This is a genomic window from Paenibacillus sp. oral taxon 786 str. D14, assembly GCF_000159955.1.
GTDB classification, from domain to species: Bacteria; Bacillota; Bacilli; order Paenibacillales; family Paenibacillaceae; genus Fontibacillus; species Fontibacillus phoenicis.
The window spans coordinates 76,228-92,456 of the sequence record NZ_GG695971.1 but is presented as its reverse complement, the minus strand read 5'-3'; the positions used below and the strand labels follow the sequence as shown (position 1 = coordinate 92,456).

The 16,229-nt window shown below is 50.1% G+C and carries 15 protein-coding genes; 1 reads left to right on the top strand and 14 read right to left on the bottom strand.

Features of this window, described 5'->3' with window-relative positions; all coding sequences use genetic code 11:
• Positions 1-25: 25 nt before the first annotated feature.
• From POTG_RS03445 to POTG_RS22975, 8 genes are all read right to left on the bottom strand, one after another.
• A complete protein-coding gene (locus tag POTG_RS03445) occupies positions 26-802 on the bottom strand; it encodes an endonuclease/exonuclease/phosphatase family protein (RefSeq protein ID WP_009223407.1) in 777 nt (258 codons plus the stop codon).
• 47 nt (positions 803-849) lie between these two features.
• On the bottom strand, positions 850-2,565 hold the full coding sequence (locus POTG_RS03440) for an ABC transporter permease (protein ID WP_009223406.1): 1,716 nt from the start codon (positions 2,563-2,565) through the stop codon (positions 850-852).
• Positions 2,562-3,590 (bottom strand): ABC transporter ATP-binding protein, encoded by a 1,029-nt coding sequence (locus POTG_RS03435; RefSeq protein ID WP_036644087.1) that lies wholly within the window; start codon positions 3,588-3,590, stop codon positions 2,562-2,564. The genes POTG_RS03440 and POTG_RS03435 overlap by 4 nt, the downstream gene beginning before the upstream one ends.
• Positions 3,591-3,673: 83 nt before the next feature.
• Positions 3,674-4,765, bottom strand: coding sequence for an extracellular solute-binding protein (locus POTG_RS03430; RefSeq protein ID WP_009223404.1), 1,092 nt, complete (start codon positions 4,763-4,765; stop codon positions 3,674-3,676).
• A complete protein-coding gene (locus POTG_RS03425) occupies positions 4,725-5,945 on the bottom strand; it encodes a GntR family transcriptional regulator (RefSeq protein ID WP_009223403.1) in 1,221 nt (406 codons plus the stop codon). Before POTG_RS03425 ends, POTG_RS03430 begins: the two co-directional genes overlap by 41 nt.
• A gap of 317 nt (positions 5,946-6,262) precedes the next feature.
• Entirely contained in the window at positions 6,263-6,916 is a 654-nt protein-coding gene (locus tag POTG_RS03420; protein WP_050769683.1) for an MFS transporter, read from the bottom strand.
• A gap of 725 nt (positions 6,917-7,641) precedes the next feature.
• On the bottom strand, positions 7,642-8,514 hold the full coding sequence (locus tag POTG_RS03415) for an aminoglycoside phosphotransferase family protein (protein ID WP_009223401.1): 873 nt from the start codon (positions 8,512-8,514) through the stop codon (positions 7,642-7,644).
• Positions 8,515-8,637: 123 nt separating this feature from the next.
• A complete protein-coding gene (locus POTG_RS22975) occupies positions 8,638-8,820 on the bottom strand; it encodes a winged helix-turn-helix transcriptional regulator (RefSeq protein ID WP_232282215.1) in 183 nt (60 codons plus the stop codon).
• On the opposite strand from POTG_RS22975, the gene POTG_RS03410 reads away from it, so the two are divergent.
• Entirely contained in the window at positions 8,806-9,492 is a 687-nt protein-coding gene (locus POTG_RS03410; protein ID WP_009223399.1) for an NmrA family NAD(P)-binding protein, read from the top strand. The genes POTG_RS22975 and POTG_RS03410 overlap by 15 nt on opposite strands.
• Positions 9,493-9,755: 263 nt before the next feature.
• Here POTG_RS03410 and POTG_RS03405 read toward each other — a convergent pair whose 3' ends face one another.
• The 6 genes from POTG_RS03405 to POTG_RS03385 all read right to left on the bottom strand — a co-directional run bounded on the left by POTG_RS03405 (position 9,756) and on the right by POTG_RS03385 (position 16,207).
• Positions 9,756-10,391 (bottom strand): TetR/AcrR family transcriptional regulator C-terminal domain-containing protein, encoded by a 636-nt coding sequence (locus POTG_RS03405; RefSeq protein WP_009223398.1) that lies wholly within the window; start codon positions 10,389-10,391, stop codon positions 9,756-9,758.
• Positions 10,392-10,487: 96 nt separating this feature from the next.
• Positions 10,488-11,720: an FAD-dependent oxidoreductase gene (locus POTG_RS03400; protein ID WP_009223397.1), complete on the bottom strand. Its 1,233-nt coding sequence runs from the start codon at positions 11,718-11,720 to the stop codon at positions 10,488-10,490.
• Positions 11,721-12,001: 281 nt separating this feature from the next.
• A complete protein-coding gene (gene rlmH, locus POTG_RS03395; protein WP_009223396.1) occupies positions 12,002-12,481 on the bottom strand; it encodes a 23S rRNA (pseudouridine(1915)-N(3))-methyltransferase RlmH in 480 nt (159 codons plus the stop codon).
• A 139-nt stretch (positions 12,482-12,620) separates the two neighbouring features.
• The gene (locus POTG_RS22970) at positions 12,621-12,788 is read right to left on the bottom strand and encodes a CxxH/CxxC protein (protein ID WP_009223395.1); all 168 of its coding nucleotides are present in this window, start codon (positions 12,786-12,788) and stop codon (positions 12,621-12,623) included.
• Positions 12,789-12,989: 201 nt separating this feature from the next.
• A complete protein-coding gene (locus POTG_RS03390; protein ID WP_009223394.1) occupies positions 12,990-14,411 on the bottom strand; it encodes a CAP-associated domain-containing protein in 1,422 nt (473 codons plus the stop codon).
• A 98-nt stretch (positions 14,412-14,509) separates the two neighbouring features.
• Positions 14,510-16,207 carry a glycerol-3-phosphate dehydrogenase/oxidase gene (locus tag POTG_RS03385; RefSeq protein WP_009223393.1) on the bottom strand — a complete coding sequence of 566 codons (1,698 nt, stop codon included), beginning with the start codon at positions 16,205-16,207 and terminating at the stop codon, positions 14,510-14,512.
• Between the last annotated feature and the right edge of the window lie 22 nt (positions 16,208-16,229).

The window sequence follows — 16,229 nt, the reverse complement described above, 5'->3', positions numbered from 1 at the left end:
TCCCCTTATCTACTCGTCATGGTCACTACAACGGTGACACCTCGGCGATCACGGGATAATGATCCGAAGGATATCGTCCTTCATATAGCTCTCGATCGACCCTAACGTTCTGGATCTGCAAGTCAGGGGATACGAAGATATAATCAATCGGCTCTCCGGATTCGCCACCTAAAAAGTGATGAACCGTCGCCCCCACTTCCTTCTTCTCTTGCTGCAGAACGGAATAAGCATTTCGATATCCCTCCTGCTCCAATCCCGTAATGACAGCGTTTGCCGGTTCAACGTTAAAATCGCCCGTTAACACGACCGGAAGACCCGTCTGCGTACGAAATTCCTTCATTCGCTCTCGAATTAATTCCATACCTTTCTGTTGAGCTTCTTCACTAATATGGTCTAAATGCGTATTAAACGCAGCAAATTCAGCGCCCGTCTGCGACTTAAACGTCACCCAAGTGCACATGCGCGGGTGGGAAGTGCTCCAGCTTCTCGCACCTAACTCCTCCGGGGTTTCCGATAAACTGAAATGCCCCGCCTTTCCTACAGTCCAATTCTTCTTTTTATACAGAATGGCAGCATATTCGCCTTTGTTCCCGCCTTCCCGGCCTTCTCCAATCCAAGCATATTCCGGAAGTAACGGCTCCAAGTCCGTAAGCATGTCATGTAGACCCTCTTGAATGCCAATGATGTCCGCATCATGGCGTTTAATCACTTCAGCCACCGCCTTCGTACGATACGGCCATGCATTCTCCCCGTCTGACGCCACATTCAGTCTTAAGTTAAAAGTCATAATTTTCGCAAACATTGATTTCCTCCACTTCTGGGAACATCCACGCCAGATTCTAGTGATGCTTATTTATCTTTATTACCTCTACCGTAAACAAAGTACATCGTAATTCCAGACATGATCATCAACACGACAGAATAAACCAGTGACATCGCACGCGCCGCAACCCCTGCTTCTGCGTCCGTACTGCTCTTGATCACAATTCCCAGTGTCTGATACACGGGGTGATATAAGAAAACGGTCAAATCGTAGTCGTCCAATATTTTAATAAAGTTTAACGCAAAGACAGCGAGGGTGGACGGCAAGATGATCGGCAGCAGCACCTTTCTGAAGGTATAAAACGATTTGGCCCCCAGGTTCTTGGAAGCATCCTCTAAGTTGCTGTCCAAACTAAAGAAAGAGGCTTTGACCATTCGCATCGTAAACGGGATGTGGATGATGACATAACCAATCAATAGCATCCAAAGCGTACCGGTAAGTACCGTGTTCCCCGTCACTAAGCGCGGCACATTATAAGTGACCACCAAGCCAATGGCAATCAGCGTGGACGGCAGAACCCATGGAATCAGCAAGGAGTATTCCAGCGCTGCTGCCAGCTTGCTATTCTTGTGTTTGTGCAGGATTCTGGATGCAAATAATGCAAGGGCCACCACTACTACTGACGCTGCCGCAGCATACAAAATACTTACCAAGTAAGGCTTAAACGCGCTCATCGTGGTAAACAATCTGCCGTAATTCTCCAGCGTAAAGCTATCGAAATGAATCGTCGATGTAGCAATGCTTTGGGAATCGGTAAATGAGAAGATGACAATTAAGGTTACCGGAATTAAGTAAATCACAAATAACACATACCCGATCAAGTGAGTGATGAAGTTACCGAACTTATGATTAATCTTTTGTTTGACCAATACGGATTTGACTTTAGACACGGACATATAATTGCCTTGTTTCTCAAACCGGATCATGATCGATAGCAAGATAATCGTTGCTAGGCCTAGAACAAGGGCCAGTAATGCGGCCAGATCCTTAGACGTTGAACTCTTCGAGAACGTCAAGATCATAGGCGTAATCGTCTGGAATTCCGTACCGCCGAGAATAAGCGGAGCCGACATCGCCCCAAGTCCTGTAAGGAAGGTGAGGATCGTCAGAGCAAAGATCGTTGGCTTTAATACGGGCAGCACAACCCGCCGCAAAATATAAAAGGTAGACGCCCCCATGCCTCTAGCGGCTTCAATGGTTTGAAAATCCACCTTGCGGATGGCGTTCCCCAAAAACAAGATGTGATTCGAGGTACAGGCGAACGTCATTACAAAGAGAACAGCCCAGTACCCATGAAACCAGCCTGTGTTAAAAGCCGGAAAGAGAGCGGATAACACTTTCGTGATAAATCCATTTTCGCCATAAGCAAACTTGTAACTCGATGCTACAACAACCCCGTGGTACAACAAGGTGGTAAAGAAACCTAGCTTTAAAATTTTCGCTCCCTTAATCTGAAAATACTCCGTTAGCAGGACTAACGTAATCCCAACAACATTCACCGTAATCACTAGGGAGATCGCTAATATAAAACTGTTGGATAAGCTGGACATTGCACGTTTCGATGACAAGAGCTTGTGAACGGCATCCAGCGAGAAGCTTCCATTTTTGAAGAAGATCTCATAATAAATGTTCAGGTTCGGGTAAATGAGAAAAGCGATAATGAACCAGGCCAGCAGGACATATAATAGAAGCTGTCCATAATGAATGGATCGGAATCTGTGCTTTAACGTTTGTACGCTCAATTCCCTCCCTCCGTCCGATCATATTGCATAATATCCGCAAGTCGAATGTACACTTCGGTTTCCGTTCCGACCTCATGCCCCACATGACCGCTTTCCTTTTCGATCGTCTTTAGCAAACTGCCGCCCGCCATTTCCAGCACATACTTGCTATAGAGTCCGTAAAATTCACGATCCACGACCTTCGCCTTCAGGCGCACAACATCGCTGCCTGACACGGGCGATAGATTCACCTTCTCATTGCGGATATAGGCAACTTTGTTCCGTGGAACGAACTCCTTTAAGGGGCTGTTAGCGATCAATCCCGGATCCAACTTATTAATGTCGCCGATGAAATTACATACAAACTCGGTTTTAGATGAATTGTAGATCTCATAAGGCGTACCCACTTGTTCCAGAATCCCATTATTGAAAACGGCGATCCGGTCGGATAACGTTAACGCTTCCTCCTGATCATGGGTCACATAGATGGTTGTGATGCCAAACTGCTTTTGCAATTCCTTCAATTCATTTCTGAGCTGGACGCGCAGCTTCGCATCCAGATTCGACAACGGCTCATCCAAGGCCAAAATCGACGGCTTTAATACGAGTGCTCTGGCAATCGCTACACGCTGCTGCTGCCCGCCCGACAAATCCGAGACTCGCTTGTGCAACTGTTCTTCCTTTAGGTCGACCTTACGAGCAATGTCTCGGACCTCCTGATCGATTTCGGCCTTTGATGCTTTCTTGACGCGCTTACCGAATGCAATATTTTCGTACACCGTCATCGTCGGAAATAACGCATAGCTTTGGAACACCATACCGATTCCGCGTTTTTCAATAGGAGCATGTGTAATATCTTTGTCGTTTAATAGAATTCTGCCGCCAGATGGGGATATGAAACCTGCTAGACTTCGAAGAATGGTTGTTTTACCACAGCCTGAAGGGCCTAAAAAGGTGAAAAATTCCCCCTCGTTGATTTTCAGATTAAAGTTCTTAATGGCATGGAAATCTCCAAAATGAATTTGTATATCTTGAAATGTGATCATCACGTTCACCTTTTCTATTAGGTTGTTGTAAGAAAGAACTGCATAGCCTAAACTAGCGCTATGCAGTTCCCCATCCATGCTGTCTAGTTCATGATTTGCAATTCAATTTTCTCTGCCCAGGCATCCAGATGTTCTGCAATGAAGCTCCAATCCAACGGCTGCGCCTTCAACTGGGCAAACATTTCTTTAGCTGAATCAGGAGCTTGTTCGGCTGCTTCTGCGATAACGGGCATCGCATTAAATTCCTTCGCGAAGGCCCCTTGCATTTCTGCGCTGCCAAACCACTCCACAAACCGTTCTGCCGTATCCTGCTTCTTCGTGCCATTAACAATGGCGATATGTTCGACAACCATAGGGACACCAATTTCAGGAATCACATAACCTGTTTTGACGCCGTATTCTTGTTCTCGCTTGGCACGCTCGCCTGAAACGATCGTTCCAATTGGAACTTTTCCGCTGGCCATATTCGCATAAAGCTCCTCCCCTTCAATGACCGGAATCCCATTATCGTAGAGTTGCTTCAACGCGTCCCAACCTGCATCGGAAATGCCCAGGTCTCCACTGGCATCTTGATAGGGCGACAAAATCCCTGCGACAACCAGACGCATCGTGGCTCTATCAAGTCGTGTTGGCGCTTCATATTTCCCTTTAAACGCTTCGTTGGTATACAAGTCTGTCCAATCCTTCGGAGCCGTCTCCGGCGTATACATGTCCGCATTATAGCCAATCAAAATCGCTTGTTTTACGAGACCATGATAGTAGCCTTCCAAATCGTTTAAGCCCTCGTCAACTTGCGAAGCCCACTGCGGGACGTATTTCGTTAGAACTCCTTCTTTCTTCAGATTTTCGTAGAATATATTATTTAAGCCGAATACTACGTCCGCAATCGGATTATTCTTCTCCGCAATCAAGCGATTCGTTAGATCCGCGCCGCCTGCTCCCACGATTTCAATGTCAAATCCTGCTTTTTTCGCTTGCTCCGTCCACCACTCGCCGCGGCCGTCAGAATTTGAATTGGTGTATACGATCAATTTTTCATTTTTGACTTGGCTCCCCTGGTTTTCACTGGATGCCGCCGAGTTTCCACCAGCATTTCCACTGTTATTGCTTCCACAGGCAGTGATAACTAAACAGCTAAGCACCACCATTGCCAACGCTTTCATCATTTTCGACATCTCGTGCTCGCTCCTTATCAAGTGATAATAAATGACTTCGATCGAATACCGATTTTCTTTCAACAATGTTCGTTTTTATTTTGACAGTGAGATGTTGTTCCTTCGAATGATTGATACGCTTCATGAGCAGGTCTACGGCTGCCGCGGCAAGCCGATCCGTATCTTGGCGAACCGTAGTTAGTGGGATGGGCGTTAATGCTGAAAGATAAGTATTCGAAAACCCAACAATAGACAACTTCTCCGGAACGGATATGTTCATATGAAGTGCAGAAAACAATGTAGAAATCGCCACTTGGTCATCCGCACACATGATAGCTGTCATTTGCGGATTACTTCTAATAAATTCCCCTTGTTCGGCATCATACTCATGAAAGCGCCCCGGTTCACAGCGTTCTGTTCTAAAATGAATATATTCGCTCTTCACCGGAATCCCATGATCAAGCAAAGCTTGAATGTACCCCTGATATCTTTCCTCTCGACTTGTGATGTTCTCAATAATGTTAGACGAATATCCAATGTCCCGATGCCCCTTCGCAATCAAATACTGCGCCATTTCATAGGAGCCTTGAAAATGGTCGTGATAGACGCAATCGAACGGAATCTCACGAAAAATCCGGTCGATGATCACACTGGGGATTTGTTCCATTTTTAATCGGAGCACCTGATCGCTGCAGGTTCGGCTTCCCCACGGAAATAAAATGATGCCGCTGATCCCCGCCGCCACAAGCTCCTGTAAACATCGGTCTTGGTCGTCTTGATCACTGCTAATTTTTAAAATGAGTTCAAATTGATGTTTACGTAACTCATGCTCGACTGCCGAAATGATTCTTGACGTATAATCGGACATGTGGGGAATGATGAGCGCAACTTGTTGATTGACTTTCTTCTCAACCGCAGGTTGTACCGGTTCCTGCAGTCTTTCACTGCTCCCTTCATACCGATTGCCTGAGAGGAACGTGCCTCGTCTCGGCAGACGATAAACTACCCCCTGCTCCACCAGTTGTTCCAAGGCCAATTTACTCGTCATTCGGCTGACGCCAAACAACTTGGCCAGTTCACCCTCTGAGGGTACAGGATCATGCGCTTGAAGTCCCCGGGTCTCGATGATCTCCAGTACTTTCTCCGCGACCTGCAAATACAGCTGTTGTTTCTCTTTCTTGGAAGTGCTTTCAGAACTCATGTCCGGACATTCCTTTATTATTTTTTAGTTGGTAAACCGCGCGTGATCTACCAAGCCATTAGCTTAAGCTGACATAACCATACAATATGTCACTGACACATTCAATGATATTGAGCAAAAGAATTTTGCGGGAAATTATTGCCATTTTGCAAAAATACAACTCTACTATTGTTCGAAAGCCTAGTTTGTTGAAATATGCTAGGGACAAAGTTTTACGATCAGTGACATATTTCAAGGGTAAAAAAAGTACCTGCACAAAACACTTTGGTTTAAGTGTCCCGTGCAGGGTACCCGGTAATGTGGGATCCCCTTCACTTTTACTGTACGGGTTTACTTAGCGGCGCAGGAGTTCCCTTCTCCGGCTTCTCACTTTCATGACTGGTATCATAATAAGTTTTCATATTCCGCAGCACCGGGAACAGGTGCATCCAGAGCGCGGCCACAACGAGCGTCCCGATTCCGCCGATGACGGTGGCAACCACTGCACCAAGCCAATTGGCCATGGTGCCGGATTCGAATTCGCCGAGCTGGTTCGAGGTTCCGATAAACAGCATGTTGACAGCGTTGACACGTCCCTGCATTTCACGCGGCGTATTTAACTGAACCAGCGTAGAACGAATGACGACACTGACCACATCCGATGCGCCGATCAGGAACAGGGCTACCAAAGATAATACGAGATTTTTGGAGACGGCGAACAGCACGGTAGCCAAGCCAAAGATCGCCAGCGAGCTGAACAAATACTTGCTGATCGAATTCTGAATCGAATACCGCGTAAGAACAAGTGACATCAGCAAAGCGCCAACTGCCGGAGCTGTCCGAAGCAATCCGAGTCCCCATGACCCTGTATGCAGGATGTCTTCGGCGAAGATTGGCAGCAGCGCCGTAGCCCCGCCGAGCAGAACGGTGAACAGATCAAGCGAGATCGTGCCTAGAAATCGCTTGATGGGTGTATCATAACCATGAATCATGTCAAAAGAGCCCAAATTGCGTTAACGAACTGTAAAAGCTACCGTTAATTTTGGACAATTTCATGGTTTTGTCCAAATTAGCGGTAAATCCTGCTGTTATTTTGATCGAAATCAGCAATTTGGCGAGGAAACATAAAATTTAACGGTAGGTTTTACTTGTAATTGGTGCGGAGAGATCTAACTTGCGAAATTAACGGTAGGTTTTGGAGCTAAATTTAGTTTATCGGAGGTTCGCGGCGGGCTTGCGGAGGAAAAAAGCGACAGAAAAGAGGGGATAAAGAAGTACCACTTCATTCGGCTATTACTACTGTTGGCGAAAAAGTAAAATTATATCTTCGAGGAATTGTAGGTTTAGGTGATGTAATTATTCGAATTATTACTACTCGTGACTCAGAATTATTGAAATCTCAACTTGCTGAACAAGACTTTTTAAATAGATGGAAAAGTAAGCATACAACTACTCCGACGTTGAAATCAAAATATGTACATGAACGTAATGCCCATTTGAAAAGACTAATTCATCAAGTATATTAGTACAGTAGCCTTGCATGAGTTAAATGCTAACATATTCTGATAAAAATTTATCCCTATTTTGTGATACGGTTCGCCACGGCTTCTACGAGGGCAAGTTTTCGGCCATCCCATGTGGGATGGCCTTTTTCAGCATACAACTATCAGATTCGCTCTCCATGACACACTTATACTTAACAGTAAATAATCAATCATCATTCCGACAATACGAGGTCAAGCCAGGATTGGGCCTCACGGTACAGAACGGGGTTGTTTTCTGGCGTATAGTAAGCCAGTATGGCCACTGCCTGGGATACAACCCATCCGCGGGCTCTCGCCCAGGTCGCGTCATCCGTCGGAAGATATTTGCGGAATGCGTCACGTGCCTCCGGCGAGTGTAACTTCCATGCGACCATGACATCGCATGCAGGATCACCCACGCCCATCGTATCCCAATCGATCACACCGGTAATTCGTTGATTACGCACGAGCCAGTTGCGCATATCAAGGTCGCCGTGATGCCAAACTGGCGGGCCGCTCCACGGAGGCGCAGCAAGCGCGGATTCCCACACCTTAGACACCGCCGCAACGTCGCCATCAAACCGTGCCAACCAGTATCGGAACCCCTCATCCCGCTCCGCCAAAGGAACACCGCGTCCCAGCGGCCCACCCGATGAATCGATTTGCTGCAGCGCTGCAACGAACCCCGCAAGATCACGCGCTGCCTGCATCGCGTCAATCTCCTCAATCGGCACCGACTCGCCCTCAACCCAGGTGTAAATATACCAATACCAAGGATATTCGCTGCTCGGATGCCCTAGAGCGATGGGTACAGGGACTTCTAGCGGAACCAACGGAGCAAGCTTGGGCAGCCAAGTAAACTCGCGGCTTTCTGGTGTCGCAGGCCCTTCCCGCCGCGCGAGCCGAACCGAATATTGGTTACCTAATCGAAAGATGGCGTTCACGGTGCCAGCTGGCTCGACCCGCCGCAGGGATAGATCTGACCATTGGGGAAACTGGGCAACCAGCAGACGGCGAACCAGCGCCTCATCCATTTCTATTTCGTCAACATGCATTTTTTCAGCCATTCGTCCCTACCTCCTTGGGGTTTTCCAAAAATTAAGGTATCAAAGAAATCACGAAATAAACAGATCATATCCAGTTATAGTTAAAAACCACCGCGTATTCTAATCAAAAAAAAGCCAGCCTCATCATGTGAGACCAGCTACACTTTCTTGATGATATTCCCCCCACTTGACCATCATCTCTAAAACAGGGAGGAACGTCTTACCATGTTCGCTAAGTGAGTACTCCACTTTCGGGGGAACATGATTATAGACTGTTCGAATAACCAGTTTATCTCGTTCCAGGTCTCTTAGTTGTTCTGTAAGCATCTTACGCGTAATTTTAGAAATGGAGCGCTCGAGTTCATTAAATCGCTTGGGTCCTCTGAAACCGTCCGCCTGCTTGCAAAGCAACAACACCCTGCACGCGCACTAGTTCGAGACTTATCTCGTACGCCGCGTGAGTTCTCCGAGAATGGGATTGATATCGCCGTTGGCAACTTCGATCGTCCTGAAACTCTTGATGCAGCCATGCATGGCATTGAGACGGTCGTTTTAATTAGTCCTGCTGTACCGGACCAGGAAATCGCCGTGATTGACAGTGCTGTTCGCAACGGAATAAAACATATTATAAAGATCACGAATCATAAGGCTACGGCAGATTCCCCTGTTGATCGACGGCGTGGCCATGCGCGAGTTGAGGCGCATCTGAAGGCGACGGGGATCGACTATACTTTGCTTGCGCCGAATCTCTACATGCAGAATCTCTTCGCTGTCGCGCAGATGATTAAACAAACGAGAGGCTTCGTAATGTCTGCCGGTGATGGCAAGTTCGCCATGATCGATGCTCGCTACGTGGCCGCCACGGCCGCAACTATTGCCGTATCACGATCCACGCATGCAGGTCGTACTTATCTGCTCACCGGACCCGAATTGATTACTTATCACGATGTCGCACGTAAACTGTCTGACGCTCTGGGGTATACCGTCGAATACCGGTGAATCTCTCCCGCCGAGCATCAGAAAGCGATGATTCAGGCAGGGATTCCCGAGCCTGTTGCCACATCCAACGCCCAATTATTCGGTTTGATTGCCGAAGATGACGCCGCATGGATATCCGATGATGTGAAACGAGTTACGGGGATGTCCCCTCGTAATCTGGACCTCTTTCTCGCCGAGAACCTTCCCGCCTTCAAATAAGCGCAAAAACAGCACCAACTTAAAAGAAAAAAGGAGCGATCACCACGCGATCCGCTCCTAAAAACCTAGGGAGTTATTCTCTGCTCGATCCCATCGAGTAATAAGAGAATTCCCGAGTCAAAGAGTTCATCAGAACCAATTAAATTAAACATCCCTTCTTCGTACATCCGACGAAGCAGGTTGAATTGCGAGAAATCCCCGTGAATATCCTCCTTATTCCCTAACGATATCTGTACCATCCGTTGTTCATATTCTTCAACGACGAAGTTGATGACATAGTTAAGCAAATGGGTGATATATGAAAATTTTTGTTTATCCGTCAAGGAAGTAGGTTCGATCATCTGCAAGAGGCATTCGAGCAGTTCCATAAAATCAGCCTCTGGCTTCGACTTCATCAGAAGTTGACCCGAGCAGGGATACTGCTGGAGTTTCTTCCGAATCACCATGGCGCTGGTTTGAAGCCTCTCCCGCCAGTCACCTTGCTTGGGAAGATCACCTATGATCTCTCTTGAAACCAGGTTGGCTAAGGTTTGAATAAGGACCTGCTTACTCTCGAAGTACCAATAGATCGTAGGGGCTTGAACATTTAGCTCTTTACAAAGGCTTCTTATGGTAAAGTTTTCGATTCCTTGGTCGGAGAGAAGCCGCCACGAAGCTGCGATGATCTTCTCCTCGCTGATATGTGGCCTGCGTTGAGGCATAACAGACAATCCAACTCCATTCCATAGATTCTTATACAACTTATTATACTCGATTTAGAAAGGAGCCTAGTCAAGGATAAACGTAAAAACAAACCCCTATTCCTCCAACTCTACATCTTCCTCAGGCAACGGCTTCTGGTTGAACATGCTTTCCCCTGCTTTCGAGGAGAGGCGAACATCCCGCATCCCACGTTCAATCGCAGCCACCTCATAATCACGTAACGCTGACAAAAGTTCCTTTTTCCCGTCTTTGACGTTGATTAATTCTTTCGATAGCTCATAGGCATCAAAAAGTGCCGCGTTCCCGCCAATTCCAGCCGGTGTCATCGGATGCAAGGCGTCCCCCAGCAATACCAAAGAGGTGGTTTCTTTCCAAGGCTTATATGGCAAAACATTACGCAAGTGATAAACAGCCGTTTTCTCTGGCTCTGCGAGTTCCAACATCCGTTTGACTTGGGGATGCCAATGTTTGGTTTTCTCTTGAGCAAGGGACAACAATTCCGAACCATTCAATTGGAAAAGCTGCTCGTCAGGCATCCCAAACCACTCAGGCGAGCACGCAAACACAGCATACAAGTAATCCTGTTGTGGAGTAATTTTCACATTCAGGGACATGGATTCCGGCAATCGTTCCATATTCGGCTTGAAGGCCATTTCTTCAAGAAGCAGGGAAACCGGAGCCTCTCCTTCCGGGCTAAAAAGGCCTCTCATGCTGCCGTCCCCAATGAGCTGATCGAGTTCTTTTCTCCGAGTATCATCCAGAAATACTTTTGTATAAAGAGCTCTTCCCAAGGTATCAAAAATTTTCACCCCAGGTTTATACTGTTGGCGAACCTTCGATCCTCCCCCGTCAGCGCCAACAAGGACATCCGCATCGATATACTCTCCATTCTCAAACCAAGCTCTCAAGCGGCCGTTTTCCAACGTTTCATAATGGGTAAACCGATATCCGTAACGGATATGGTCATTGAGTTCACCAAGCAACACTTCTCTGAAAGTAAAACGATTGACGCCAGGCGTGATTTTCGCCTTGTTGTACATTGGGTGCTGTTCTTCCATCAGCTCGAGAGAAATTGGATTTAAGAATATCGGGTGTTCCGGTCCCATGACGGAGGTTTCCATAAAGAGATCGTAAAGCTTCTCAGGCAGACAAAACCGCAGCGCACTCATTCCGTTGTCATTGATTTTGATACGATAACCGGTTTGAAGAAATTGTCCTTCCTGCTCGCGTTCACAAACTACAAAGTCAATGTGATGCTTCTTCAGACTTTGCGCTAATGCAAGTCCTCCGAGACCGCCGCCAACAATAACTGCAGAGAGTGATTTCATACGAGTCCTTCTTTCTGTAACTTAGTTATATTTATATAACACCGTTATATTAAACCCGTTCTCCTCTGTTTGTCAATAGTTGTGTTCCTGGTATACTTCCCATCACCATGAGCATGATGATAAATATCGAAGTGACTCTTTTCACTGTATTTTTCATATCAGTCCTCCTCATCAACAAAAACAGACATCATATGCTAAAAAAATCAATCAATATAATACCACGGTTGAAAATCTATATATTGAAATGTAAAGAAAACTTTAAGTTTGTGCCTGCCTTCGCCTTACTTATGATACGGCTCCCCCCGATTAATCTTCACCGCGCGATAAATCTGCTCGGTGAGCACCAGGCGCATGAGCTGGTGGGGCAGCGTCATGCGCCCGAACGACAGCCGCTGCTGCGCGCGGCGGAGCACCGCATCGGCGAGCCCGTGGCTGCCGCCGATGACGAACACGACATGGCTCGTCCCGTAGGTGCCGAGCCGGTCCAAACACGCGGCCAGCTCCTCCGAGCTCCAGAGCTGGCCGTCAATCGCGAGCGCGATAACATGCGCGTCGCTCTTGATGTGCGCGAGGATGCGTTCGCCCTCGCGCTCCTTGACGCCGATGAGCTCCGCCTCGCTCATCGTCTCCGGCGCTTTCTCGTCGGGCACCTCCACGACTTGAAATTTCACGTAAGGCGCCAGGCGCTTGGCGTACTCCGCAATGCCCTGGACCAGATATTTTTCCTTCAATTTGCCGACCGCCACGATTTGAATCTGCACCGTAACATCCTCCGTTATCGTCCGTCCGAAGTGTATACTTTCTGATATCTAAAAAAACAGCGGGGCCAGCCATCCCATGCCGTCGCCCCGTTCTTCGTCTCTCATTCAGTTGTGTACCGCACCTGCATCTGCACCCGCACTACACCACCAAAAACCGCGCCTCCTGATCACATTCCTGACATTTTACCGGCGGCTCCCAATCAATAAACTTGGTGTGCTCCAAATCGACCACATCCGGGGCATCCTCAAACTCATCCACGAACATATCGATGGCCAGTTCCACATGATCTTTGCAAACGACGTACATAGTCAAAGCATCCTTTCTCTGTACCGCACTCCTGCGGCCGACTTACGTATTAACAGGTTATCCTTTATCTTTTCTACCATACTCCGTACAAAAAAGGAACCGCCCCGGTCACTTCCGGCAAGCGGTTCCTCCCCCTACTGGCCAAAAAAACCAACGATCTTACTCTGACAACCGAGCAGACCCGGCCAGGCTTAGCCAAGCTTACAGCGGCGTATAGAAGTTTTGCGTGTAGTACGTTCTGTAATCGCTGCTGCTAAGTCCGTCTACCGCACCAACACCCAGCATCGTAAACACGGGCTCCAGCATATTCTCCCGGTGGCCCCAGGAATTCAGCCAGCCATAGTGCCCGTCGATCGCATCCAGATAACCGGCGGCGATATTTTCGCCCCAAGCCCGGAACTGCGGAATCCCGCGAGCCATCATGCGGTCGCCGGCCGACTTCCCTTCAGGATTATCATGCTCAAAATAATTCCGTTCCGCCATATCCCGACTATGCGCGCGAGCCACCTCAGCCACCGATTCATTCCAGCTCAGCACGCCTAAGCCTCGTTGCGCACGAAACGCATTGGTCAGGTCAAAAATCTCCCGCTCCGTCGCCTTCAGCGACTCCGGAGTATTCGGGGCGTACACATGGCTCTCCGTAAACTTCTTGTCCATCAGCAGCACCCCGTCCACGCGGTACTTCTCGTGCTTGTCCAGGTACAGATTGATGTACAACCCTCTCGGCGTATACGTCTCCACATACTCTCGCGGCGGGTGCTCGCTCTTGTCCCAGATTGCCGCGAGGCTGCTCCGCAACTTCTCCAGCCCTTTCTCGGCCTCGGGAGCAAACTGCCACTCGTCATGATTGCCAAACAAGCCAACGACCTTGCCGCCCGCTACGCCAACCTGCGTATAATGCTTGTAATCCTTATTATAGATGTACCATTCCAGTCCGTAGTTGGTCGCATCCTTACGCGCCGGCTCGCCGAGCAGCTCGATCACGCGGTCCGTCGAATCGCCGATCCTCACGCCTTGCAGCTGGATCTCCGGCTTGATCAGATCCGGGCTTGTCGCCTTGGGCAGCGTCAGCTTGAGCCGATACAGGAACGTCTGCGCTTCCGCCCGCGACACCGCGTCCTTGGGCGCGAAGCCTTCTACGCCGGCACCGTTCTTCCCTTGGGCCAAGCCTTGAGCAAGGATCCACTGTACCGCCTCATCTTCACTCAAGCTCTGCCCGTAAAAAGCCGCCATCAACCGAGCCACCGATCCGCGCGTAATCGGCTCATTTGGCTTGTCGCTAACCGGCCACGCCAATTCGAAGGCCAAGTTGTAATAAGGCGTATACCAGGCCTCCTGCTCATTCACCTTATCCAGCTTGATCTCTGGATAGGCCCGCACCAGCATGCTCAGAAACTCCGCTTCCGTCACCGACTGTGCCGGGCGGAACGTGCCGTCCGGATACCCGTCGGTCACACCGTTGTTCTTCGCCCACATGATCTTGTCATAAGCCCAATGGGATGCCGGTACATCCTTAAAGTCCACCGCAGCCGCTTGAACCGCTGAGCCCGCAGCCAACCAGGCTGCTCCTAACCCCGCGAGAATCACCAATCCGCGAATCCCGCGCTTCCATCCATTCTTCATGAACCCCTGCCCTCTTTCCATCTTCGATCTCTTTGCTTGCTCTCTTGGATGTATTTCGACAGATCGAGGGCAAAATCCTTGCACCTGTAATAAACGATTTACTCTTCACTTACGGGAAAAACCGCCTCCGTCAACGCCTGCTCCAGCTCCTCCGCCCGCCGGCGCTTCACGTCCTCCGGCCAGTCGAAATACCGGGCCATCGCATCGACGACCGGCTCCTTCCACCGCCGCACCCATGCGATATCAAATAACAAAGCCCCTGTTCTCCGCACAAAAAAATCCACCGGCGTCATCGCCATCTCCGCTTCCAGGGCATACCTCAGCGGAACAGCTACCTCCAGCGGGAGCCGGGCTGCACCGGCCGAGTCGGCTGGCTCGCCCGTAGCCGCAGCATCGTCGGCCAAAGCCAACAGCCGGTCCACGTTGGATCCATATCTAGCCGCCCATTTAGCGGCAAGATCCTTCGGGATGCCACGCTCCGCCGCTTCCAGCGCCTTGCGTGCCACGAAGCCGAGCAGTCCCTGCGAGCCGCCCACCTGCCCGCCGGAGATCGGCAGCAGCCGGGTTGCGCAGGGCGTGAAGCTCCGGCCGTATTCCCGCATCAGCTTGGCGGCCACGCGGTCCACGACCAGCTCCGCCATCTTGCGGTAGCCGGTCAGCTTGCCGCCAGCGATCGTGATCAGGCCGGACGCGGACTCCCAAATTTCATCCTTGCGGGAAATTTCCGAAGGCGATTTGCCCTCCTCGTAGATAAGCGGCCGCACGCCGGCCCAGCTGGATTCCACGTCCGCCGCCGTGATCGCCAGCCCGGGAAACATGCCGTCAATCGCACCCAAGATATAATCGCGATCCGCCTCCGTCATCCGCGGATGATGAATCTCGCCGTGGTACACTGTGTCCGTTGTGCCCACGTAGGTCTTGCCATCGCGCGGAATCGCAAACACCATGCGGCCATCCGGCGTATCAAAATAAACCGCCTGCCGCAACGGAAACCGCCCCTGGTCGAACACCAGGTGCACGCCTTTGGTCAGCTGCAGCATTTTGCCCTGCTTTGACCCGTCCATCTCGCGCAGCGCATCCACCCACGGGCCCGCCGCATTGACGATCTTCCGGGCGCGCAACTCATATGTCCGCCCCTCGGCCAGATCCGTCACCTCAGCGCCCACCAGCTGCGCGCCTTCGTACCGAAACCCGGTCACCTTGGTATAGTTGACCGGCATCGCCCCACGGGCCGCTGCTTCCTTGAGCACTTCAAGGGTTAGACGGGCGTCGTCCGTACGGTACTCCACATAGTACCCGCCGCCCAGCAGACCGTCTTGCTTCAGCAGCGGCTCTTTCGCCAGCGTCTCCGCCGCCGACAGCATGCTGCGCCGCTCCCCGCGCTTCACCCCCGCGAGGAAGTCGTACACGCGCAACCCCAGCGACGTGCTGAACCGGCCAAACGTCCCGCCCCGATAAATCGGCAGCAGCATCCATTCCGGCGTTGTCACATGCGGGCCGTTCTCGTAGACGATCGCCCGCTCGCGCCCTACCTCCGCCACAACGCCGATCTCCAGTTGCTTCAGGTAACGCAAGCCGCCATGGACTAGCTTCGTCGAACGGCTTGATGTTCCCGCGGCAAAGTCCTGCATCTCCACAAGACCCACCCGCATCCCCCGCGCCGCCGCATCGAGGGCGATTCCAGCCCCGGTAATCCCGCCGCCCACGACCAATAGGTCCAGCGGCTCAGCCGGATTGGCCATTTGCTCCAACAGGTGACGCCGATCCTTACCCGAAAACGAATTGGTTCCGTTCATCTCCATCCTCCTTCAGCTCCCC